General features: G+C 37.3%; 18 protein-coding genes. 5 read left to right on the forward strand and 13 right to left on the reverse strand.

Annotation, left to right across the window (positions count from 1 at the left end):
* Positions 1-50: 50 nt before the first annotated feature.
* Both MOJ78_RS18630 and MOJ78_RS18635 read left to right on the forward strand, forming a co-directional pair.
* Entirely contained in the window at positions 51-1,052 is a 1,002-nt protein-coding gene (locus MOJ78_RS18630) for an LCP family protein (RefSeq protein ID WP_304978819.1), read from the forward strand.
* 109 nt (positions 1,053-1,161) lie between these two features.
* A complete protein-coding gene (locus MOJ78_RS18635) occupies positions 1,162-3,315 on the forward strand; it encodes a DUF4855 domain-containing protein (protein ID WP_304978820.1) in 2,154 nt (717 codons plus the stop codon).
* 37 nt (positions 3,316-3,352) lie between these two features.
* Here the strand turns inward: MOJ78_RS18635 and MOJ78_RS18640 are convergent, their stop codons facing one another.
* The 10 genes from MOJ78_RS18640 to MOJ78_RS18685 all read right to left on the reverse strand — a co-directional run bounded on the left by MOJ78_RS18640 (position 3,353) and on the right by MOJ78_RS18685 (position 17,438).
* Positions 3,353-4,462, reverse strand: coding sequence for a glycosyltransferase (locus tag MOJ78_RS18640; protein ID WP_304978821.1), 1,110 nt, complete (start codon positions 4,460-4,462; stop codon positions 3,353-3,355).
* Positions 4,440-5,888, reverse strand: a complete 1,449-nt coding sequence (locus MOJ78_RS18645) for an O-antigen ligase family protein (RefSeq protein WP_304978822.1) — start codon at positions 5,886-5,888, stop codon at positions 4,440-4,442. Before MOJ78_RS18645 ends, MOJ78_RS18640 begins: the two co-directional genes overlap by 23 nt.
* 17 nt (positions 5,889-5,905) lie before the next feature.
* On the reverse strand, positions 5,906-7,429 hold the full coding sequence (gene murJ / locus MOJ78_RS18650; RefSeq protein ID WP_304978823.1) for a murein biosynthesis integral membrane protein MurJ: 1,524 nt from the start codon (positions 7,427-7,429) through the stop codon (positions 5,906-5,908).
* Between the two features lie 49 nt (positions 7,430-7,478).
* The gene (locus tag MOJ78_RS18655; RefSeq protein WP_304978824.1) at positions 7,479-8,189 is read right to left on the reverse strand and encodes a WecB/TagA/CpsF family glycosyltransferase; all 711 of its coding nucleotides are present in this window, start codon (positions 8,187-8,189) and stop codon (positions 7,479-7,481) included.
* A gap of 15 nt (positions 8,190-8,204) precedes the next feature.
* Positions 8,205-9,293, reverse strand: coding sequence for a glycosyltransferase family 4 protein (locus MOJ78_RS18660; RefSeq protein WP_304978825.1), 1,089 nt, complete (start codon positions 9,291-9,293; stop codon positions 8,205-8,207).
* A 124-nt stretch (positions 9,294-9,417) separates the two neighbouring features.
* The gene (locus MOJ78_RS18665) at positions 9,418-10,695 is read right to left on the reverse strand and encodes a nucleotide sugar dehydrogenase (RefSeq protein ID WP_304978826.1); all 1,278 of its coding nucleotides are present in this window, start codon (positions 10,693-10,695) and stop codon (positions 9,418-9,420) included.
* A gap of 415 nt (positions 10,696-11,110) precedes the next feature.
* On the reverse strand, positions 11,111-12,343 hold the full coding sequence (locus tag MOJ78_RS18670) for a C40 family peptidase (protein ID WP_304978827.1): 1,233 nt from the start codon (positions 12,341-12,343) through the stop codon (positions 11,111-11,113).
* Between the two features lie 202 nt (positions 12,344-12,545).
* Entirely contained in the window at positions 12,546-13,169 is a 624-nt protein-coding gene (locus MOJ78_RS18675; protein WP_304978828.1) for a hypothetical protein, read from the reverse strand.
* 24 nt (positions 13,170-13,193) lie between these two features.
* Positions 13,194-15,116, reverse strand: a complete 1,923-nt coding sequence (locus tag MOJ78_RS18680; RefSeq protein WP_304978829.1) for a cell wall-binding repeat-containing protein — start codon at positions 15,114-15,116, stop codon at positions 13,194-13,196.
* Between the two features lie 264 nt (positions 15,117-15,380).
* Entirely contained in the window at positions 15,381-17,438 is a 2,058-nt protein-coding gene (locus MOJ78_RS18685) for a S8 family serine peptidase (protein WP_304978830.1), read from the reverse strand.
* Positions 17,439-17,626: 188 nt separating this feature from the next.
* Here MOJ78_RS18685 and MOJ78_RS18690 point away from each other — a divergent pair, with 188 nt between their 5' ends.
* Positions 17,627-18,166: a hypothetical protein gene (locus tag MOJ78_RS18690; RefSeq protein WP_304978831.1), complete on the forward strand. Its 540-nt coding sequence runs from the start codon at positions 17,627-17,629 to the stop codon at positions 18,164-18,166.
* Positions 18,167-18,231: 65 nt separating this feature from the next.
* Here MOJ78_RS18690 and wecB read toward each other — a convergent pair whose 3' ends face one another.
* Together wecB and MOJ78_RS18700 are read right to left on the reverse strand one after the other, a co-directional pair.
* Positions 18,232-19,380 carry a non-hydrolyzing UDP-N-acetylglucosamine 2-epimerase gene (gene wecB, locus MOJ78_RS18695; protein WP_304978832.1) on the reverse strand — a complete coding sequence of 383 codons (1,149 nt, stop codon included), beginning with the start codon at positions 19,378-19,380 and terminating at the stop codon, positions 18,232-18,234.
* Between the two features lie 77 nt (positions 19,381-19,457).
* Positions 19,458-20,522, reverse strand: coding sequence for an acyltransferase (locus MOJ78_RS18700; protein WP_304978833.1), 1,065 nt, complete (start codon positions 20,520-20,522; stop codon positions 19,458-19,460).
* A gap of 178 nt (positions 20,523-20,700) precedes the next feature.
* Between MOJ78_RS18700 and MOJ78_RS18705 the strand changes: the two genes are divergently transcribed.
* Both MOJ78_RS18705 and MOJ78_RS18710 read left to right on the forward strand, forming a co-directional pair.
* Positions 20,701-21,021 carry a hypothetical protein gene (locus tag MOJ78_RS18705; protein ID WP_304978834.1) on the forward strand — a complete coding sequence of 107 codons (321 nt, stop codon included), beginning with the start codon at positions 20,701-20,703 and terminating at the stop codon, positions 21,019-21,021.
* A gap of 15 nt (positions 21,022-21,036) precedes the next feature.
* A complete protein-coding gene (locus MOJ78_RS18710; protein WP_304978835.1) occupies positions 21,037-21,504 on the forward strand; it encodes an NUDIX hydrolase in 468 nt (155 codons plus the stop codon).
* 39 nt (positions 21,505-21,543) lie between these two features.
* On the opposite strand, the gene MOJ78_RS18715 is transcribed toward MOJ78_RS18710, so the two are convergent.
* Positions 21,544-24,063: an ABC transporter substrate-binding protein gene (locus MOJ78_RS18715; RefSeq protein ID WP_304978836.1), complete on the reverse strand. Its 2,520-nt coding sequence runs from the start codon at positions 24,061-24,063 to the stop codon at positions 21,544-21,546.
* Between the last annotated feature and the right edge of the window lie 46 nt (positions 24,064-24,109).

The following is a 24,109-nucleotide window of genomic DNA, read 5'->3' on the forward strand; positions in this document are numbered from 1 at the left end:
CATCTTTAATTTCGTTCGTTAAGATAGATTAAGAGCAAAGGAGAATTTATATGGATCGTATTGAGAATCGACGTCAGCTAAAGAAGCGCAGGCGCCGAAGAGTGCTCCTAATACTTCTACCAATTCTAGCTATATTACTAACAGCAGGATGCTACGGCACCTATTTAACTTATAAACTTGCTAATGCAACATCGAATTCTCACCAAGCGTTAGACAGAGGTGTAAAATCCGTAAAAAGGATCGAACCTGTTGATCCTAAAAAAGATAATATTTCAATACTATTCGTAGGCGTTGATGACCGGAATCCTGACGAACGCGGGCGATCCGACGTTTTGATACTTGCCACTTTTAATAAAGAAGACAAGTCGATTAAAATGGTCAGTTTACCAAGAGATTCAAGAGTGGAAATACCAGATCATGGCAGGGATAAAATAAATCATGCTCATGCATTCGGTGGCATGGATCTAACAGTAAAAACTGTTGAAAACTTATTCGATATCCCAGTCGACTATTATGCGAAATTCAATTTTAATGCATTCATAGAAGTTATCAACGCACTGGACGGTGTTAGAGTCAATGTACCTTTTACGTTTAGTGTTCAGAACAGTCAAGATGAGCATAACGCCATCACGTTAGAAAAGGGCTATCAAACACTTAGCGGTGAAGAAGCGCTAGGGTTCGTTCGGATGCGAAAACAGGACCCTCGAGGAGATATTGGTCGAGGTGAACGACAGCAACAAGTAATTAAAGCGATTATTAAAAAAGGAGCTTCTCTTTCATCGATTACAAAGTATGATGATGTGATTGAAAGCATTGGGGATAACCTTACGACAAACCTGACTTTTGGTAACCTCGTTGCTTTACAAAAGTATTCAGGTTCATTGAGATCGGTCGAAACTGTTAAGCTTGAAGGATATGACGATTGGACAGACTACGGATATTATTACGGATTAAATGAAGAATCTATCAATGCGGTTTCTTTGGAATTAAAGGAGCATTTAGAACTTTTAAATGATGTTAAGAATGAGGACGGCTATAAAAGCGAATTTTGATTCATAGACGGGACTGACAAATTCAGCGTCAGTCCCTTCAATTCGTATCTATTTGTAAATAAGTTCAATATCAGGGGTAAATTAGTATCTATATTAGGGGGATGAAGTTTTGCGTAAGTTATTTTTTGTACCACTTGTTTCAGTTCTTGTTTTGTGTCAGTGCTTCTTTTACAATTTTGATTCTGTAGCCCACGCCAATGACGCTGATAGGTATCAAAGAATTTATGGTGATAATCGAATTGGTACAGCAATTGAAATATCGAAGTTCGGTTGGCCTAAGGGGCTCTCCCATCCAGAAGGGTCTGTAATTCTCGCAAGAGCTGATAATCCTGCTGACGCATTATCAGCTGCTAGTTTGGCAGGTGTAAAAGAAGCGCCAATTCTCCTCACGTACCCGACTAAAATTTCACCTGAAGTTCTTGAGGAACTAAAAAGATTAGAAACCCAGAAGGTCTATATTTTAGGAGGATACAATGCAGTAAGTAGGGAAATTGAGACAAAACTTGACCAGACAGGATACATAACAGAACGTATCGCTGGAGATGACCGCTATGAGACTGCTGCAAATATCAATAAGGTTTCCGAAGCTTATCAAAGTGAAAAAATATTACTTGTGAATGGAAGAACGATTGCTGATGCTTTATCAGCTTCCAGCTATTCTGCAATAAACAATCTACCGATCTATTTAACTAGATCTGATCGAATACCAAAGCAATTGCCTAGTACGACTAAAGAGGTTATCTTATATGGCGGTACAAAGGTAATAAATGAACAAATCGAAAAAGATTTAAAGAATAAAGGCTACACCGTCACAAGAATCAGTGGTAAGACTAGGTATGAGACAAATATTGAGTCCATAAAATATGCTGAAGTTGAGTTTGATAAATTAATTGTAGTACGAGGAAACTCAGTTAGTACTAAATATGAGGACTATCCCGATGCTGTCGCAGCCAGTGGATTGAGTAAAAAGTTGAGTGCTCCAATCGTGTTATCACACTCAGAAAGAATCATCGACTCTACTGAATCATATTTAAATTCATTTGATGAAAACATGGAATACTTCGTTCTGGGAGGTCCAGTTGCAGTGAGTGATTCTGTGCTGATGGATTTTATACCTCAACCAATAAAAGATCAATATGCAGTTTATCAATCAAACAGCCGATTATATTCGGCCGAAACGCTAAATGAAGCAATTGAATTTACGACTACTAAAGAAAACTCATATATATTGCCATTAAATGATCAAGAACAACCTGTTGAGCATCGATATACGACCAGACAAGAAGCTAACATCAGAGCAGGGGTAATCATCTATAATGGATATGAAAATGAATTAAAAGCATCACGATTTTACCACACTGAGGGTGTAAGTGGAGTTTATTCGGAAGGGTTTTTCGATCCATATGTTGCCTATCATAATAATGGTCAATTCGTCGGGCAGATGTTCGATACGTTTATAGTTATTGGACGGCATTACTCTACGAATGGACAGTTCGAACAGACGACAGCGAACGATTCAAATTATAAGGACTGGTTATGGTATATTGATCGCACATTTAAAGAAAATGGTGCACTCGATCGAATCAACGAAAGTGTTCAACGTACTGGTATCAACGAAAAAGCGAAAGTCTATCTCATGATCCCTTATCCTAAGAACGAGGGAGAAATACTTTATTTAAATGGCGAACCTCGAAATGCAAACTTATATTTCCGAGACCTCTTAGTTAAATGGTATGTAGATAGAGTAATAGAACAGTTTAATCAATCATCATTTGAAAATATTCAATTTGAAGGATTTTATTGGTTAAATGAAACAGTCATTAGTCCAGAAGATGAAGACCTAGTTACGTCTGCTGCAAGCTACGTAAAAGGAAAAGGCAAGCAAATCATATGGTCACCGCATGCTCTCGCTACGAACATCCCTAACTGGGATAAGTACGGATTTACAGCAGCCTACTTGCAGAGCAACGCGATGAATGAAGACGACGTAAATGAAACGACAAGAAAGATACACAAAGGATACGCTAGAGGAATCGAGTATAACATGGGGATCAATATCGAGATGGAAGACACGGGTTACACCCTTATTGATCGTACTGCACGAAACTTCAGAAAATACCTCTCTATGGGTGAAACATATGGTGTAAAGGGAAACAGTATTATTATGTATCAGGGAACTGTCCAGGTCAACAGAATTGGGACATATGAAGATCCAAGGTATAGCACCCTATATGACGATTTGTATCAATTTATAAAAGAATAACTTTGAAAAGGGCTGACGCTTAGCGTCAGCCCTTTAGTTAATTTATTAGCTTTTCATATGTGTTATATGTTGCTTCAAATAGCTGATTGAGGGAATAATTCTCACGTGCAGTATGATATAAGTTTTCTCCGATTCCCTTCAGTCGATTTTGTTCTTTTAACTCGATCGCTTCGGTCAGTGCAACATTTAAAGCATTTTCATCGTTAACCGGGATGATCCAGCCTAGCTCCTTACTGGAGATCAAATCTTGAACTCCCCCGACATCTGTAGATATGACAGGTACTCGAGCCCTCGCTGCTTCAAGTATTACTAATGGGAAGCTCTCGCTAAAGGATGCTAATAGTTTAACATCGGACAGCTCTAGGATAGCATGTACATCCTTTCTAAAGCCTAATACGTGAACATATTCACCTAAATCCAGATTATAGAGCTGTGCTTCGATATCAGCTCGCTGTGGACCTTCTCCGACTAGCAATAAATGTACATTACGATGTCCTTCATCTAATAAGCCCTTCATACTATTTAGTACTACTTCATGGCCTTTTATCGGATGTAGCCTTGCAATCATTGAGATTACGAAATCTTCATCTTTTAATTGAAGCTCTTTTCGATCGACTTTATTCGTAGTGGGTTCCTCAAAGCTTATCCCATTATATATGGTTGTTATTTTTTCCTTATCGATCCCAAGCTCTGTAAGCATAACCTTGAACCGATCTGAAACTGCAAAATAATGATCGATATTATCCAGTACTTTCAGATTGATTGCAGTGAAAACCTTACCCTTTATACCACCTTTTATAAAATCCTGCTTCGGATCACTGTGAACGGTCGTAACCCATTGAATATCAGGACAAAGCTTTTTAAGGATTAAACCAAAAGTATTGGCTCTAGGACCATGAGTGTGCAATATTGAAAAGTTATTTTTCTTAATATAGTTCTTCATTCTAAAAATGATACTTACATCATATCTGTTCTTTTGCTCGAAAAGTTGAGTCGGAAGACCCAATGCCTTTGCTTCTCTGTAAAATTCACCTTTTTGGAAAATGCCTAATACAACTTCCTCATTGTTAAATTGCTGTAAAAGAGAAAGAAGGTGGTTCTTTGAACCACCTGTTTCCCCCCCACTAATTAAGTGTAAGACCTTCATCTTTATTCTCCTCGTTTTGTATTTCAATTAAATTCGAGAAAACCCCAAGGAAGATAAAATAATACAATGTAAACACTTTATTTTCCCAAATATTATAGTAGACACCACATACATATACACTGATCAAGATCGTAACCATTAATGGGCCTAATACTGACTTTTTTCGGTTTTTCCACAAGTACCCGAGCATCCCTAACAAATACATTGCGAATAAAACCACACCGATAGTACCGGTTTGTGCAATGACTTGGATGTATTGATTATCTGAATAGAAATTCCAATCGATATTGTAATCGTCGTAGATTGGAGATGAATAGGATTTTGTTGCTGCGTCACCGAAGGTCGCAAAGCCGGTTCCAATAATAGGATGATCAGTGAATACCTGAAATCCTTTTTTAACATAATATAATCTTCCCGTGTTCAGGCTCAATTCCAAGGTATCTTCGTTAAACGTGGAGCCAAGCCTTTTACGGAGCTCTGATTGTCTTTGTCCTTCATTTTGTCCAAAGTCGGTTTGCTCAATATAGTGTGTTGCTGTTGTAACCGGAATATAGACTAAGACAATAGAAACAGCGATCATCAATATGGTTTTCAGCATGACTCTCTTATTTTTTGTTACCAAGTAGTAGGTAATCATCCCAAATATTACTGCGATCCAGCTTCCTCTTGAATAGGTTAAGATAAATACTCCTAACATGAGGATCAATCCACTGTGTACCAGCCACAGCATCCTTCTACCATTGATCATCTTTTTCAAATACATTGTCCCCATAAAGGCAAACATCAAATATATTGCCAAAACGTTCGGGTTGAATATTAACCCATAAATACGAATTCGATTTGTTTCCGATAATGGCATTTCCGTCCATTCTTGCGGCATTAATAAGGTCCTAAGTGAGAGCTTCTCGACTATCCCATGTAAACAAAGAATGATTGCGGTCCAGAACGTTGTCCACAGAAACTTCTTTATATCGCTCTTATTGATATCAAGACGACGGATTACATAGAACAATAAGTACGTAATAACAAGCGCTCTCAATTCAAATATGATTGCTACAGGTTGAACGCCTGTTAAAAGTGAAGAAATTGCTCCAATTACACAAAAAGCAATAAAGCTCCACTCAAATAAATTCAACTTGAATAATTGTTTCCAATTATGGCGATACATCCAGAAAACTTTTAATAAGGCTAAAAGGATGATCAGATCACCAACCCCTTTTAATGAAGGGTTTATTTCAATTAAAAATGGTCTTATTGGAAAATAAAAAACTAGTAATATAATAGCTTCTTTCGTTCTAAATAAAGCCAACGAACCAATTATTGCTGTTATGATGAGTCCTAAAATTGTATTAGGAAATATAAGTCCAATAATTAATAATATCGCTGTGAGCGCCAAAATTTTATAAAAATCAAGCGTGCGTTCCATAGATTTTTGCAACCTCTCTAGTTAGTAGTTTCAATTTCATTTTTCGAACGTTTTAATAAAAAGCTGACCGCTTCAATTTTGAAAAGAAAAATACAAATTCCATATATAATTGCCCCGATTGCCGCAATAATCATTATGATGAAGAGATTATTCAAATTAAGCTCATTTAGACCACTTAATGAATATGTTACTGCAACGTACATAATCATACCACATGTGGTAATCTTGAATAATTCCTTGCCGATTTTTTTGAAGGGAAAATTACCCGTTATACGAATCAGTAAAATAAAACAAATTCCGACATAAAATGCACCAACAACGGATGATGCGAGAGCTATTCCAGTATAACCAATCCATTCGGTGAAAATAAAGTTGAGGATCACCTTTAATACGATCGATAGTAACCCGATTTTTAGAATGATATGACCCTTCTGCAGTGAGTAAAATGCCTTAATGACAACCTGATGCAAGCTATAGAACAAGACGGACCCAATATACATTACAGCCATTGAACTTGTTGCTATTGTAGCTTGTTCACCAAATGCACCTCTTTCATAGACAAGAGCGATAATGTTTGGCATAAGAACTAACATTCCAAGAACAGAAGGAAATAGAATTAAATACATTGAGGTTAACCCTCGTTCAATCCCCATATTAAAGATCTTATTATCCTTCTTTGCTACTGCCTTGGACAAGATCGGTAAAACAATCGTTCCAATTGTTACGCCAAAAATTGCCTGTGGGAAGTGAACAAGACTTTTAGCATAGTTCAAATACGCAACAACATTTGCACCATATGTGTTTGCAAAGATAGTATCTATTAAAAGGTTGATCTGCCCTACCATTACTGTAAGTCCAACAGGCAAGAAAACAAGGTAATATGATTTAATTTCTTTCCACTCAATTTTATCTTTCCATTGCACTAGTCTTTGTGGGATAAAATACCCCAATTTGATTATTAAGGATACTACTGTCCCTATTCCAAATCCAGTAGCAAATCCATATATCCCAATACTAGAATGAAATAGGAATCCTCCACCAATCGTAGACACGACAACGATTACTTGAGAAAGAACGGAAAACGAAAATTTCTGCTGGGCATCCAATAATCCCTCAAGTACTGCATTTAAAGCTACGAATGCAATCATAGCAAAATAAATTCGTGAAACAGTAACTGCTACCTCTTCTGCTGCCGGCTTGAAATCGGGATATAAAAGACCTACTAAATAAGGTGATAACACAACACCAAGAATCGTAATGGCTAATCCTATCCAAGCAGTCCCTTTAAATATCTGTGTTAAATGTGTTTTATGTCTGTTTTCTGTCAAAGAATGAATATAACTCGGCACAAATGAATCTTTCATTCCTGTGATCAAGAATAGAATAATCATATTCGGAAGTACAAAAGCAGCCTGATAAGCACCTGTGATATATGAATCTCCAAATAAGTACGCAATGGACATTTCCCTTAGCATACTGGAGACTTTAAATATTAATGTTGCACCCAATAGTAGGATACTGGCTAACTTCAGCTTTGACATCCTGTAAACCTCTCTCAAAAAAAAGGACTTGATAAATATCAAGCCCGTTTTAAGATGTTTTTAAAATTTTATATAAAAATTTGGGTAATGCGAGCTGTCTTTTGAAACGTTGAGGTTCTGTAATTAATCTGTATAACCATTCTAAGCCAAGATTTCTGAATGATTTAGGCGCTCTTTTCGTATTCCCGCATATGACATCAAACGAGCCTCCGACACCTTGGAAAATATTCACCTGTAGTCGACCCATGTTTCTAATAATCCAATTTTCTTGATTAGGGCTCCCCATTGCAACAAATAAGATATCAGGATTTACATTGTTAATCTGTTCGATAACCTTATCTTCATCTGCTTCATAACCATGTTGAGTCCCAACAATCTGAACACCCGGGAAAGTCTCTTCAAGCCTTTCTTTGGCTTCCTCTGCAACTCCTGGCTTTGCACCATATAAAAAGATCCTCTTCTTATTGTTGGATGCATATAGGCAAATCCTCATCATTAGGTCTATGCCTGTAATACGATTTGTAATCGTACCTTTTTTTAGCTTCGATGCAATAATGACACCGATTCCATCTGGTATTTGATATGTTGCACTGTTTAAAAGTGTTTTCAGTTCAGGTGAATTTTGTGCTTTCATTATCTTTTCAGGATTAACAGCAACGATAAACGATTTTTTATTTTCATTTATATCCTTATCAATGTTATTTATAAGTGATTCGTACGTAAGATCAGATACAGATACTCCTAATATTTCCTGCTTCATTATCATCACTACCTACTATTTTCCATTGTATGAATTAGAATTTGCTAATTTGGCTATAACATTTAGTATAGGTCGATATGTTTTGCTTATAAGCGAAAACTTTTCAACCATTAGTTCAATAAATAGCATTAACATTACCGTAATTATCGTGCTACCTAATAAGGTTGTTTGCGAAAATACAATTGCAGTTAGTCCAAATAAACTTGCAATACCGTAGATAATAATAACGGTTTGTCTGTGACTGAAGCCATAGTCCAATAATTTATGGTGAAGATGACTTTTATCTGCATCCGTTATTGACTTGTTATTCACGATTCTTCTAACAATAGCAATAATGGTATCAGTTATTGGTACACCAAGAATAATAATCGGTATAATCAATGATACAGTGGTGATTTGTTTAAAGCCCATTAGAGCAATGTTAGATAAAATGAATCCTAAAAACAATGAGCCTGTATCACCCATAAATATTTTTGCAGGGTGAAAGTTAAAATATAGAAAGCCAACAACACTTCCAATTAAAGCCAACGAGATAAAAATAACCACTTCATTTCCCATAATAAGAGCCATTACAAAGATTGTAAAAGCACCGATTGCAGATACACCACTAGCTAGACCGTCTAAGCCATCGATTAAATTTATCGCATTTGTTACACCAATAATCCAAAGGAAGGTAACAGGGATACTGATCCAAATAGGAACACCTACCATCGTTCCATCAAATGGTACACTTAAATAATTAATATATAGGCCCGATCCAATCACAATTATTGCAGCAAGTGTTTGACCAAGAAGCTTTTGAAATGGTGACAACCCGTATTTATCGTCAAGAAATCCTGTAAGGCCGATTACTAATCCACCTAAAAGTATGCTTATTGGCAAATCATAAAACACTGAAGTAACCAAAAATGACATTGTAAAGGCTATAATGATCGATAGCCCTCCAATTCTTGGCATTGTTTTAGAATGAACTCTTCGTTCACCAGGTTTGTCAACAGCATTGATCTTGTGCGCAAATTTAATTACAACCGGGGTTATAACCCATGACATTCCTAATGATAAAATTATCGTTAACAACCCTAATAACATATAGGATATTTGCATTGTTGTCACCTCATAAAAATAAAGATAATACCCAAACTACATTTTAACAATTATTGTAAAGCCAGTCACGTGATTCTTCATATTCTTCGACAGCGAAAGTCATTATTCGGGTATCGTCCTTTTCTTAGCTTTCTTTCGAATTACCCAATGTATAGGTTGTAAATCCTGCCTTTTTCCACTTTTCAAGTTCCATACAATTTTTCGCATCAAAAATAATACGGTTTTTGAGCAACCCGTTAAGTTCCTCTGGATTCATTTCTTTAAATTTATTGTGATCTGTGAGTACTACCATTATATCTGCATTTTCTAGTGCTTCATCCAAATTTTGAGTTTGAGCACTGATTTGATTTTCCTTAATATGTGGATCGAATGCAACAACCTCATGCTTTGAAATCATTAGGTTCTTTAGAACTTCGGTCGATGGGCTTTCTCTCATATCGTCAATATTCCCTTTATAGGCGAGCCCCAAAACCAAAATCTTTCCATTTTCAATATTATTCTTTTCCAGTGTTTCAAGTACCTTTTTGCTTGTATATTCTGGCATTGAATCATTTGTTTGGCGGGAAAGATGAATGATATTTGCCAAATCCGGACATAATTCAACTAAAAACCAAGGATCGACTGCAATACAGTGACCACCGACTCCAGGGCCTGGTTTATGAATATTTAGTCGGGGATGGCAATTTGCAAGGTCTATTGCTTCCCATACGTTTACATTAAGTTGATCACTGATCTTCACAAGTTCATTTGCAAATGCAATATTCACATCACGATAGGTGTTTTCAATTACTTTCACCAGTTCAGCCGTTGTTGCATCGGTTACATGAATCGTCCCTTTAACAAATGATTTGTATAACCTTACAGCCAGTTCACAGGATTTTTCATTAATCCCACCGACAATCCGGTCATTTTCAATTAATTCTTGAAAAAGTTTACCCGGGATGACACGCTCTGGCGAATGTGCTACAAATACTTCTTCTCCAATATCTAGACCTGATTTCTGGATTTCTGGAATCACTATATTTTCAACTGTTTTTGGTGGAACAGTTGATTCAAGTATAACTAAATCACCTTTCTTCAAGTAAGGGTATATAGACTCACTTGCACTCCGTACATATTCTAAGTTTGCAGTTTTGTCATCATTAATCGGTGAAGGCACCGCAATAATGAAAATGTCAGCTGATTCAATTTTCGTACTAACTGTAAATGAACCATTATCGATTACTTTTTCAAGTTTTTCCGATAATCCAGGTTCTTCTATATGAAGGATTTTATTTTGTAATTTTTGTACTGAAGTTTCATTAACATCCATACCATGCACTTGATAACCATGGTTAGCAAACATTACAGCAGTTGGGAGCCCGATGTATCCCAAACCTACTACTGTTATCTTTTGTGTCATTGTACCCATCCTTTATGTTTGTATTTAGTATATCACGACGAAATTGGACAATGTATTACAAAAAATCAACTCAACAATTTATTCTATATTAATTTACTTATATTTAAAAGTGTCATTTTCATTACAGGCATGTTACTTTACTAGCTTTCTGGATCTTGCGTATTAAAATCACCACTAGGTGCGAAAACATTGATTCAATTATGGTTTCACTAATTGTGACGAAATATATACGGTCAGGGTTTCATAAAAACAATAAGTAGATGAATAACCATGTGAAAATGAACGCCTAAAATAAAGAAAACTCGGCGATTGCCGAGCCTTCAGGCGAGAGCAGAGTCGTAGTTGCTCTTATACTTTCTAAACGTGCAAAAAAAGACCTGGGCATGAAACCCAGGTCTTTTGATTTTTGATTTGATTAAGCTGTCCACGTCCACAGAACTTGATCCGTCTCACCATCTATTACCTCTGTGTTCAACCATTTCTGAGCATAAGCAATGGCGTCTGACTTAGAATCAAATGTTTCTAGAGTACCATGGTGACTATGGACCACTTTGAACTTCTCTTCTGGAAACACCCAAACGACTTGACTTGTTTCTTTGTTGATGACTTTTGTGTTTTTCCATTTTTTCGAGTAGGCAATTGCACTGTCCTTTGAATCAAAGGATTCCAATACTCCTACAGAGCTGTGAATAACCTCAAAAACGGTTACTGATGTGCTAGCAGCCATCATCTCATCAAACTGCCAAATTGTTTCATTTGTTTCTTTATTAACGACTGAAGTATGTTTCCATAATTCAGCATAATTAATCGCTTCACTCTTGGATGGGAATGTTTCTAATACCCCATGATGACTATGAATTACATCAAATGATAATGTAGAAGCCTTCTGTGCAACAGGCCAACTCCAAACTGTTTCATTTGAATTTACATTAACAACGACAGTGTTCATCCATTTCTTAGCATATGCGATTGCATCTTGTTCAGTAGAAAAGCCTTCCAGTACCCCTTGAGAAGAATGGACCACATTGAAGTTCGTTGTTTGTTCTGGATATTCCCAAACCACATTTTCATTTTCGTTATTAACTACTTTAGTGTTTCTCCAGAGCTTCGAGTAATTGATTGCTTCACTCGATGTTGCGAAGCTCTTCAATAGCCCCTGGGAGCTATGGATGACATCAAAATTCAATTCGGCTGCCACATATCTTTTAGCACCTAAGTACCGTGGAGACCAATATGAGTTGCTTAATGATGATACCCGAATCCCGCTGGATGAAGCATGAATAAATTCATTATTACCGATGTAAATCCCAGAGTGCGAAATTCCGCGCTTGTATGTATTTTGGAAGAAAACCATGTCACCTGGAACTAGGTCACTTCTTGATACACTGGTTCCACCGCTCCATTGTGCGTCCGTAGTTCTTCCAAGATCGATACCAGCTTGTCCAAACACATATAAAGCGAATCCTGAGCAGTCAAAACCACTCGGACTGGTTCCGCCCCAGCTATATGGTGTACCTTTATATTGTAATGCAATATCTACTATATTTGATTGGATGGATTGAGCGTATGTAATGTTTATATCCTCGGTTATATACGATGCAGTTAATAGACTTATAGACAATGCGCCAGTTAAAATTGCTTTCTTCATTGTTGAAAATCTTCCCCCTTTTTACATCATAGTTATAGACTACCTTCTTTCATCCGACAAATCTACCGTTTTTTCTTTACATTAACATTACAATGCTTCGACATTTGTAACATTGATGTTTCAAATGTTAGAAAGAGTTTCTGGCTTCACAGCACAAAAAAAGAGAGTGAACAACCGATTCACCCTCTTCCAAAAAATAGATTTATTTTGTAATATTTTGGAGAATTGTCTCTACCTTGTATCCTTCTTCCCCTGTCACTTCATAAACATCCTTGATCATACCTACACCTGGAGCATAGTACCTCGTATAAATAGTATCTGCATCAGCTAATTCGTCTGTCGTCTTTTTCACAACTAGTACATTTGTAAACTCTTTATACGGTGTAGTCAGTGTAGCACCCTCTTCGATAATTTCCCATTTTGCAGTCTTACCTTTTCCTTTTTGAGAAGAGATCAAAAGTTCTGGTGCCTCAACAGATTTAAACTTATCCAAGCGGCTTGTTTCCTCCTGAGGATTCGCTTCTTGATAAACTTTCTCGACTTTTTTAGAAGTCCACTTTTGAATTTCTAGTGATTTCATATCCCCTAATTGTACAGTCTTCTGAATTAAATTCCCCTTACTAGCAATAATCGTTTCTGTATAAGGAAACTCACCACTTTGAATGAATTCTTTGGTGATTCCACTCTCGGGTTTATAATTTTCTAGGCTAAGTGGTTTTTCTTCATTGGTAGCAGCGTTCGCAAATTCCTTCTGTACCTCATTTGCACCACCACATCCCGATAAAACTACTAGCACTATTCCTATTGGAAGTAAGATCCTTTTCATTTCGCTCACTTTCCTTTTCTTAGATTAATTAAGTAGCGCTTTCACGCTTCCTGTTACTGTATTAGGTACTACTCCTCCGATTACCTTCAGATCCGTTACATTATTTTCACTCTTATATGTTTCCAAGAAATCTGCAAGTTTTGGTTCTAATTCGTCTGAAGCAATGATTAAAGGTGCCTTCGACTTAACAGATAACGTTGAGGACGCTAAAGCATCAGGGAAGTCTGTTCCCGTAGATACTAGAACCGTGTCAGAACTTATTGAATCTTTGAAATGATTCAAAATCTCATAAAGAGTGTCGTATCTAGTTTCTCCAGCTAACCGTAAAGGCTGGCTTCCTACAGCATTAGTAATTTGGTTTTGGACAGTTCCGGATACAACGGCAGTCCCCCCAGCAATTACTACATTTTTTCCTTTTAAATATTGAAGCGATGAATTTGTCATCTTATCCTCTTCAGTCAAAACAATAGACCAGTTGTTTGAAGATGCAATCGAAGATGCTGATAATGCATCCGGAAAGCTTCTACCAGCGGCAACGAAGACACCATTCACTGCCCCAAGCAATTCGTTGATCTTTAGGTTCGTTTCATATCTATTTTTTCCATTTACACGTGTCACCGAAAATCCTTTATCTTTTAACTGCGCCTCAATGGATTGATCGATGGCAACGGCTCCACCAATAATATAAATTTTTTCAGCATTCAAGCGATTAAGTTCATTTATTACTTTATCGTTAATTTTATCTGATTTTGTTAATAAAATTGGTGCATTTCCATATTTCGCTGCTAACGGACCTGCTGACAATGCATCAGCATATTGATACGCAGTAACTAGAAAGACTGCTTTCTGTTGTTTATCACTGGCAAATCCATTTGGATAGAGGTCTTGGGATATTTCAATTGCTGTTTCAATTCGTGTTGCACCCGAAAGTTCATCGACGTTTAGAATTCTAGTGTCTTCCTCAGGGAACGCCCATAACACTTCACCAGTTCGGTCGTCGACAACTTTCGTATGTTTCCAAAGCATAGCGTAATCGATAGCCTCTTCTTTTGTTACAAACTCATCTAAGAGACCTTGACTTGCATGTATAACATCAAAATGATATTCAATTGTATTATATATATTAGTTTGGCGATCTTTGTCCCAGACTCGTACATACTCTCTTGCTTTTGCATAATTCAATGCTTCGTCTTTTGATTTGGTGGTTAATAGCTTTTCACCGGTATGATCGTATACCTCAAATACTTCAAAATACTCCACTAATGCTTTTACAATCGCATTGGCAGCTGCTTGTTGGGCCGAGGCTGTCTTTATAAGCTGTTCCTCTTGAGGATTCGACATATAGCCTAACTCTACAAGAACGGATGGCATTTGTGCATTTCTATTTACATATAGGTCTTGGCCTTTTATATATCGTTCTGCTAAACTAGTACCTTCAACTACATGTCTGTGTACTGTATATGCCAATCGCTTGCTATCTGGTGAGAATTCTATTTGCATAGGATCTGGCGGATAGTTTGGATCTATACCTTCATTGATATCAAAGAAAAATGTTTCATACCCTCGTACCATCGTATTAAAAGCGGAGTTATGATGAATAGAAACAAAAACCGTATCTTCATTATTGCCTGCCGCGAAGCCATTCGCCAATTCCATTCGATTTTGAAGATCATCAGGTTGAGTTTCTCCAAAATCCTCATTATCCGCATCACGTGTCATAAATACTTTGAAATCTGATCCTTTGAGGACATCTCGTAGTTTTTCGGCTACATCCAGGTTTGCGTGTTTTTCATAATAACCTGTCGATCCTCCTGAATATCCTGTTGTACCTGAAAAATCTCCGCCATGACCTGGGTCGATGATGATGTACTTCTGTGCAAGCGCAAATGAGGGACTTGACAACAGAAAAGCAATCAAAAAGAACGACAAACTAAAAAATAACCTCAATCTACACACCCCTGTTTACTAATTTTTAGTACAAGACTCCCTCTGAAATTTTATTCATTATTTACCAAAATCTATAAAGTTTACTATATACTAAAATACCTTTTCATTCTACCTACTTTCGACATATTCTTCAAATTATATCAATGTAACTACATATATAATTCGATCCCTATCGACAATACGACTGAACACATGATTCGATTTTCCTATTAAAGGCAAAAAAATAGACTGATAATTACCAGTCTAATCAATAAATCAAATCATTCATTTAATATACTTATTGATTTCCCAAGCTATTTGAAGCTCAATCGCACCTGGACCCCCTAGTATTTTGTAATTCTTTACTCCGTTATTATTGGCAACATTTAATACGTATTTCGTTGTTTCTGTGATTGTACTAGGGTTCACTAATACTAATGGTTGGTTGTTATGTGCCGCTAAAGCAGCTCCAGAAAGAGCATCGGGGAATCTCTTCCCTGTTGCAAAGAAAATTTGTTCCGCTTGCTGTGGGAATTCTTTTAATACCTCAAGGCTGGTTTCATAGCGGTTAATCCCTGCAACCCGTCGAATACTCGCAAAAGATTCGAGGTATTCCTCGATATTTTCTTCTATTACTTTTTTTCCGCCAACGACCGTCATTTTTTCAACAGAATTGTTTTGAATGAATTCTTTTACAGATTCTGGAACCCGATCAGATTTCGTATATATTATAGGTGCTTTTTTTATTCCGGCAATCGCAGAGATGGATAATGCATCAGGGAAATTTTCACCAGATACTACAAAAGCTTCGTCATTGTTAACTGGTAGGAGACGATTAATTTTTATAGCAGTTTCATAGCGATCTTTCCCAGCAATGCGAATAACGTTATACCCTGAATCTGTAAGCTTCTTCTCAATTGAAGGGCTTATAGCTACCGGACCACCTACAATTAGAACATGTGTTGTACCAAGTCGTTTAAGCTCATCCAACGTACTATTAAAAATTTTGTCTTGTTCCGCCAACAGAATTGGTGATCCAAGGTACGAGGACAAAGGGGCTGCAGCAAGGCTATCAGGGAATAGTTCGCCGCTAGCGAGTATCGTGAATTTACCTGTGTATTCTGCTTCCTGTACTTTCAAACTCGCTTCACTTAAAATGGGCCATCCCAATTTAGATATGGCATTAGCTGTATCATAAGCTGTATATCCATATGTTCGATTATGATTGTTTACAAACGAGTTTGCATTACCAGCATCAATCTGTCCATTACCGAGTAATTGGTTTGAATCGTAAGGTAATGGCGATTTTGAAGATGAATCAAATAATATATTCTTTAACTGACTAACCGTAAGAAAAGGATATTGTTTCCAAAGCATCGCAGCTGTCGAACTTACAATTGCCGCTGACATACTCGTCCCGCTTTCGTAGCCGTATTTCCCTCCTGGAAGAGTACTAAAGATATTTGTCCCTGGTGCTGACAGGTCCATTTCCTCTCCATAATTCGAAAACCAAGCTTTGCCCCCAGTTACTGTATCCGTTGCTCCAACGGCTAAAACCGATTCATATTTTGCCGGATAAGTGACAAAGTGTTCATTGTCGTTTCCAGATGCCGCTACAACTAATACACCTTTGGATTGAGCATAATTTATTGCGTCTTCCAAAGCTTTCATCCCATTCACACTACCGAGACTAAGGTTAATGATATCTGCGCCATGATCAACTGCATACAAAATACCCAAAATGACTGTAGACATGTTGCCTGTTTCTTCTTCAAAAACTTTAATCGGCATAATCTTGACGTTTCTAGGTAAGGATGCGATACCGACCTTATTATTTGTCGTGGCTCCAATTATTCCAGCAATATGGGTTCCATGCCCTTGATGGTCCTCCGGTGGGATAAGCGGATTTAAGATATTTCTGCCAAGTATAATTTGATTTTTCAGGTCTGGGTGGTCCAGATCTATTCCCGTATCAACAACAGCAACAATTAGATCCTTATTTTTATCTGAAAAAGAAGACCACTCATCCTTTATATTAATCGCATTGAATACATCACTTTGTGTTGAGAAATAGGGGTCATTTATGAATGAATTATGTAAATATGCTTTTTGATCAACTTCAACATATGCAACATCTTTATTCTTCTTAATAATCTTTATTTTTTCTTTAACTTCATTCTTATCAACTTCAACGATACGGAGATTCAGTGAAGGGTCCCCAACCGATTGAGTCGTTACATCATTTTTATACTTTATGATTAAATGAACATCGTCTGCAGCAGAAACATGCCCAGTAATTAATAAAAATAAAATGATAATTATCAAACATGTAATCTTCTTCACTTCATCACCACTCTCTTTTTATATAGGTGCATTCTCTGTTATTAATTCGATTTTTAGCAGTAAATTCCTCTATAATAATATTTTAGTATAAAAATATGGTTCAAAATGCCTTAATTTTCAATTTCTGAATCCTTTGATTGTCTCACACCGTCTAATCATTTAAATAGTGTATATCAAAGGGGGATAATATGAAAACGATTTTATTAAGTTTAGCACTATTAATGTCGTTTCCCTGGCCATTAAACATAGATGCTCCTCAAAAAAACAATGAAAAGGAACCTACTGCTAAACACATTGCAGTATCAAGTAAAAATGAATCACCTAGCCAACTCTCCAACACTTCCGAAAAGAAAACGATAGAAAATAAAGACACGAAGCAGAAAATAACACTGGAATACATTAAAGAGCAATTAACGATAAATCAATCTCCACAAGAAGTAAAAACTCTTCTAGGAAATGAATATCACCAAGTCATAGGCATGATGAACAATACTCAGATGTGGCGATATGATATTGGGACAAAAGATGGTTACTCCTTTGAGACGGAATTCGATATAGTAGATGAGAAAGGACTTAATCAAAAAGAAGTAAAGATCATTTTGTTTATCAACTGGAATTCCGAGACAAATTTGACCGATTATATAAGTGCATATTACCTAAATGGAAACAACCTATGCAATTATCGGATGTCATCAGAAGGTACAGTAATGGATGAGTGTTATGAATAATATAGCAAAAAGAACTTGAAGGCGGTATCCTCCGCTCAAGTTCTTTTTCTTAATCTCAATCTAATTTATAAAACACGAAATGAATTTGGCCGTTCATCGACTCGATTAAAATGGAATAAGATTGCCTCAACTATTCTTCGGGAGGCTTGCCCATCACCATAAGGATTGGAAGCCCTCGACATCTCATTATATGCAGTTTCGTCCGTTAGGAGCTCATTAGCCAATTTATAGATGGTCTCTTCATCTGTACCGGCAAGCTTTAACGTTCCAGTATCTATACCTTCAGGACGTTCAGTCGTATCTCGTAAAACCAGAACAGGTACGCCCAATGAAGGTGCCTCTTCCTGTACTCCACCTGAGTCGGTAAGAATTAGATGTGCTCGAGATGCAAAATTATGGAAGTCAACCGCTCCTAATGGTTCGATTAAATGGATTCGATCATGATTCCCCAAAATTTCCTCCGCAGTTTCTCTTACAACAGGGTTAAGGTGTACCGGGTATACGACCTGCGTATCAGGATGTTCGTCAGCCAATCTCTTGATCGCCGTGAACATATTTTTCATCGGTTCCCCTTGGTTTTCCCTTCTATGGGCAGTAACGAGAATCAATTTATCGTTTTTGATGCTATCCAAAATTTCGTGTGAATACGTTTCATCCACAGTTGTTTGCAAAGCATCTATCGCTGTATTTCCGGTAACGAAGATTGATTCCACGGTTTTATTCTCAGCTAATAAATTCTTTGCCGAGGCATCCGTAGGTGCAAAATGCAAATCAGATAATACTCCAGTTAGTTGACGATTCATCTCCTCAGGATAAGGAGAATATTTATTATGCGTCCGTAGTCCAGCTTCAACGTGCCCGACTGCTATTTGGTTGTAATAGGCTGCAAGACTCGCAACAAAGGTAGTCGATGTATCCCCGTGCACTAGAACGATGTCTGGCTTTACCTCTTTCATTACTTCATCCAGGCCTTCAAGTGCTTTCGTTGTAACATGTGTAAGAGTTTGCCGGTCCTTCATAACGTTAAGATCATAATCAGGCTTAATTTTAAATATGTCTAATACTTGATCAAGCATTTCCCTATGTTGTGCTGTAACCGTCACGATTGGTTCTATATGTTCTCCATATTTTTGCAGTTCTAATACGAGTGGTGCCATTTTGATTGCTTCTGGCCTTGTTCCGAATATGGTCATAACTTTAAGTTTAGATTTCATCAAACAATACTCCTTTTAAAAAATAATTAATCCTTCACTTCAGACTATACCAAATGTTAGGGGCAGTCAATTTTGAGTTAGCCTAATAGAGTTAGTGGTTTACGGATCATTAACGGTAAAAGAGAGGCTGTCTTCAACTTGTAATGGATCAATGCAAACCCTATTGATAAAACGGTAACGACTATAAACCAAATGACGCTGTTGAAATTCCCTTCCAAAATCGCTAAGTGGAGATAATTCTCATTAAAATATCGCCCTACCTCCAACAATAGCGGATGGATGAGGAAAACCATAAACGAACTATCAGCTAATTTCTTGAGACGTTTCTCATGCTGTTCAAGTTTCTTTTGCATATTTAAAAATAGCCCATAAAACATGAAGTAGCTTGTCACACAATACAACATCACGGATGGTTTCATTGATAAACCAAACGTTTGTGTCTGCTGTCCTTCAGATAAAAGCAAGGAGAAGCTTATAATCCAAATCCCAATAGTAAAGTGAATTTGTTTTCGGATAATTTGTTCCAATGTCTTATAATGAATAGCTAGAAACATTCCAAAAACAAAGAAGAAAATCCACGTTGGGAAATAGCTTCCGTAAGAAATACCTGTTTGTGGAAGATGAATCCATTCAATGGAATGGGCATATACTGCTGTTTGAACGATAAAGGTTACAAGAAATGTATAAATGATGGCTTGTTTAGGTTTTGCAACAATCCAGCTTTTAAGAAACGGGAAAAGCAAATATAACTGGAAGATTACAAATAAAAAATACAGGTGTACAAAACCGTTTCCTGTAATGGTGTTTAAAAAGGTTATTTTAAAGAATTGCAACCACTGACCATCTTTTAATAGACCTAGTGATGAAAATGCAGTATAAATAACGGTCCAAATTAAATAGGGTATTAGTATTTTTGTAAATCGCTTTCTATAAAACTCTCTGACTGACATCGTCTTATGTTGCATCGACCCCATCAAGAGAAATCCCGACATTAATATAAATAGAGGCACTGCGAATCGAGCAAACTGATTCCAGCCAAAGCTGAAAAGATTCGTATCGGCGTTTGCTGCAGTGGTGTGTATCGCGATAACTGCCAATACAGCAGTGAATCTTAATGCATCAAATACAACGAGTCGTCTCATGGTTGTAGTTCCTTTCTGCATAGTCTGTAAAACTATTCGTACAAGCTTACTACTTTATTACCCCTGTTCTGCTTTATTCAGACATAGACAATCAGCGAATACATAAAATGAATAGTCTCTTCCTCTAAATTCCAAATATGATAGACTATATATGGTTTCTTTGAAAGGAGCTTATGAAATGAATATAGTACTTGGTCTATTATCATTTATTATTGCGGTATTCATGGTGACTGTGACTCCGTTAGTCGATTCGGTCGTTATTACCGAGCCTGCGCAGCTTGAGCATCATAGACTGGGATACCCGCTGCCTATCATTGAACAGCACACGACCTTATCACCAATGAAAAAAGACTTCCCATTCAGACTTGGGATAGTAGACCCTCATAATCATCCGACAGACATTTTATTTAAAAATTACCTGATTTCAACACTTATTATGACAATTTTTATATTTATCTTTTTCTGGCTGATGAAACGAATTATTTTTGTACTAATATAGGAAAAGGAGATGCATATGAACGATTACATAAAATCAATGCGTGAAAAAATCGGTTCCGATACGCTTTTGACGGTCGGGTGTGGAGCAATCATTGAAGATCAGTCAGGACATATATTATTACAAAGAAGAACAGACTACGATATTTGGGGAATCCCAGGTGGAATTTTAGAGTTAGGAGAAACATTTGAAGAGACTGTTAAAAGAGAAGTGTTTGAAGAAACGAATTTAACTATCAACAATATTCGTTTGTTCGGTATCTATTCTGGAGATCAGGGTTATGCTCAATATGCGAATGGAGATAAAGTGTTTAGTGTACAAATCATTTTTCACGTAGAGGATTATGAAGGAACTGTAATTTCAAATAACGAGAGCCGGGAACTAAAGTTCTTACATAAACTAGAGCTTCCGAAAAATTTGAATCCCCACCAAGCCCCATTTATTTTGGATTGGGTCAAAAATATCTCAACTCCTATAATTAAATGAAGACTCCCTTTCTAGAGAGTCTTCATCTAATATTAAAATTTAATCTACGTAGACATCACGGAAATACATGACTTTTTTATAGTGATGGAGCCCCTTGATCGATGGGTTCACTAAAAAATTTTCTGCTGTTTGATAAAGTGGGAGAATAGCCGCTTCATCAAGTATTTTCTTTTCTAGCGAAAATTGCATATCCCATCTCTTTTGAAGGTCCAACTCGGCCAACATTTGTTCAAACAATTGGTCATATTCTGGATCTGAATATCCATAATTAGTAGTTGTAGTCTTTGAATAAAACAAATCCAAAAAGGTTTTTGCACCAGGGTAATCCGAGCTCCAACCAGTGACCATCATCTCATAATCCTGATTTGAACTATTTTCTAGTATCGTTTCAAAGTCAAAGGCAAAGGTATTAACCGTAAGTCCATCAAGCTTACCTTCCAACATGTCTGTTATAAGGAAGCCGATGTGCTGTGCTCTACTAGTTCTTCCGATATCAAGATCAAGTGTAACTTCACTTTTTCCTATTTCTGATAACCCCTGCTCCCATAAACTTACCGCATCGACGGACGGCTTTGTAAAGGGGTACATTTGTCGATATTCCTCTCCACTTAAGTTCCATATGAACTCTTTAGGTACAAGATAGGATGCAGCAACTTGTTCATTGTTAGTACTCTCTTTTACAATCCTCTCAGGATCTATTGCTGCAGCAATCGCTTTCCGTATCTTTTCATTTTGTAATGCGGAGTCAGAATTTGAATTCAATACTAACCAAAAGGTTAATGGATTCAAATATTTTTCGAAGTCTAGGCGATCATTGTATTCGTCAATATGTTGAGCTGGAAGTCGAGAGATATCTACATCTCCGTCTAAATATTCGGATGCATTCATATTCAAATCATGTGTAACAATAAAATCAATTGTTTCAAGCTCTATATTCTCTTGATCCCAATACAGCATGTTCTTCTTTAATTGCCAGCCTTCACCTTCATCAATTTCCGTAACCACATAAGGTCCGTTGAAAGAGATAGTGTCTAAAGTATCTGCTACAGTAACCCCAAATACTTCGCCCACATTATGGTTTACAGGTAGAAATTCAGGCTGGGTAGTAGTAGCCACAAAGTATGGAACTGGTTTTTCAAGTTCAACCTTCAATGTAAAGTCGTCAACTGCATGGACACCCAACTGATCCCATTGCTCGTATAGATTGCTGGAAGGATTTCGTATTTCCGAAGCATTTTTGATATCCTGCATTCTAAATGCATAAGATGGCTCGTTTTCAGGCTGAAGAACTCGCTTCCAAGCATAGAGAAAATCATTTGCAGTTACCTGATCCCCATTACTCCAATAAGCATCCTGTCTTAAGTAAAAGGTAAATTCAGTGTAATCCGCATTCGAGCTGTAGGACTTTGCCACCCCCGGCAAGATCTTCCCTTCCGGTCCTCTTCTATATAGTCCTTCAAACGTGTTTAATAAAACCTCTTCCGAAATATTATCCATTGCCTTACTTGAATCAAGTGTTCTAAGATCATACTCACTTAGGATTTTAATCTCGGTATCTATTTCTGGAGGGATTTCGAACCCCATTTCTTTGAACACATCATTCGGTAGTGCTGTTGTTCCTCCTAAAACAAGGTAATTTGTGGATGTGCTGTCCAAGTATGTGTTCACCGAATCAATCACCCTCGTATCATGGATCAGAACGATATAGCCACCAAGACGGTGTGCCAACCCGGAAGCAGCAACCGCGTCAGGGTAATCCTGATTGCCTGTCGCAGCAGTTCCTTTTACAAGAATAAGGTTCTGAGGATCTACGATTGACTGTAATATTTTTAGGTTCGTTTCGTAGCGGTTTTCACCTGCTACTCGGTTAACCTCAAACCCAGTCTCCTCTAACTGATCCAGCACTGTTGAACTCACAACCTGGTGACCCCCATAGACTGTGATTTCTTCAACGGAGGCTGGGAGATTTTTCGGTAATTCTCCTTGTTTGGTTAAATAAATTGGAATTTGTTCAATGGCAGCGACACTTGAAGCAGAAAGTGCATCTGCGACAGAAAAACCATTGACTAAAATCGCCTTTGTGCTTTTGTCCGTTCCAGCAGTCGCATTAATATCAAATGCGGTTTCAAAACGGTTATCACCTGCTATTCGTTCAACCTCATAACCATTTGCGAGTAACTTATCTTCTACTGGCTTACTGATTGCCACTGTTCCGCCAAGAACATAGATCTTCTCAGCCTTTAAGCGCACAAGTTCGTTTAATACGATTTGATCGATTTCATATGGATAGGCAAGTAAAATCGGTGCATCTTTCACTCCGGCCAAACTGGAAGCAGCTAATGCATCGGCTGGGTCGTCTGCCCTTGCCAAAACGACCGACTTATCTGCATTATCCAATCCATCCGGCCATCCTCTTTGTGAGATTTTCACAGCAGTTTCAAGGCGGTCTTCACCCCACAGTCGATTAAACGTGTCGGCAGCTTCTGCCTTATCGGCAGGGAAGACCGACAATAGACCTAGAAACAAAATAACTATTAAACCTATTGCTCTCTTTCTCAAAATAACCTACCCCCTTATATATGTATCTCTTTTTATTTCGACATAA

The sequence above is a fragment of the Alkalihalobacillus sp. AL-G genome (genome assembly GCF_030643805.1).
Classification (GTDB): Bacteria; Bacillota; Bacilli; order Bacillales; family Fictibacillaceae; genus Pseudalkalibacillus.

What these genes read in the sequence shown, in the direction of transcription:
- MOJ78_RS18640 (WP_304978821.1), bottom strand. Translation starts at nt 4,462, where the DNA reads ATGAAGGTCTTACACTTAATTAGTGGGGGGGAAACAGGTGGTTCAAAG.
- MOJ78_RS18700 (WP_304978833.1), bottom strand. Translation starts at nt 20,522, where the DNA reads ATGAGACGACTCGTTGTATTTGATGCATTAAGATTCACTGCTGTATTG.
- MOJ78_RS18665 (WP_304978826.1), bottom strand. Translation starts at nt 10,695, where the DNA reads ATGACACAAAAGATAACAGTAGTAGGTTTGGGATACATCGGGCTCCCA.
- MOJ78_RS18710 (WP_304978835.1), top strand. Translation starts at nt 21,037, where the DNA reads ATGAACGATTACATAAAATCAATGCGTGAAAAAATCGGTTCCGATACG.
- murJ (WP_304978823.1), bottom strand. Translation starts at nt 7,429, where the DNA reads ATGTCAAAGCTGAAGTTAGCCAGTATCCTACTATTGGGTGCAACATTA.
- MOJ78_RS18660 (WP_304978825.1), bottom strand. Translation starts at nt 9,293, where the DNA reads ATGCAAATATCCTATATGTTATTAGGGTTGTTAACGATAATTTTATCA.
- wecB (WP_304978832.1), bottom strand. Translation starts at nt 19,380, where the DNA reads ATGAAATCTAAACTTAAAGTTATGACCATATTCGGAACAAGGCCAGAA.
- MOJ78_RS18630 (WP_304978819.1), top strand. Translation starts at nt 51, where the DNA reads ATGGATCGTATTGAGAATCGACGTCAGCTAAAGAAGCGCAGGCGCCGA.
- MOJ78_RS18670 (WP_304978827.1), bottom strand. Translation starts at nt 12,343, where the DNA reads ATGAAGAAAGCAATTTTAACTGGCGCATTGTCTATAAGTCTATTAACT.
- MOJ78_RS18645 (WP_304978822.1), bottom strand. Translation starts at nt 5,888, where the DNA reads ATGGAACGCACGCTTGATTTTTATAAAATTTTGGCGCTCACAGCGATA.
- MOJ78_RS18675 (WP_304978828.1), bottom strand. Translation starts at nt 13,169, where the DNA reads ATGAAAAGGATCTTACTTCCAATAGGAATAGTGCTAGTAGTTTTATCG.
- MOJ78_RS18705 (WP_304978834.1), top strand. Translation starts at nt 20,701, where the DNA reads ATGAATATAGTACTTGGTCTATTATCATTTATTATTGCGGTATTCATG.
- MOJ78_RS18690 (WP_304978831.1), top strand. Translation starts at nt 17,627, where the DNA reads ATGAAAACGATTTTATTAAGTTTAGCACTATTAATGTCGTTTCCCTGG.
- MOJ78_RS18655 (WP_304978824.1), bottom strand. Translation starts at nt 8,189, where the DNA reads ATGAAGCAGGAAATATTAGGAGTATCTGTATCTGATCTTACGTACGAA.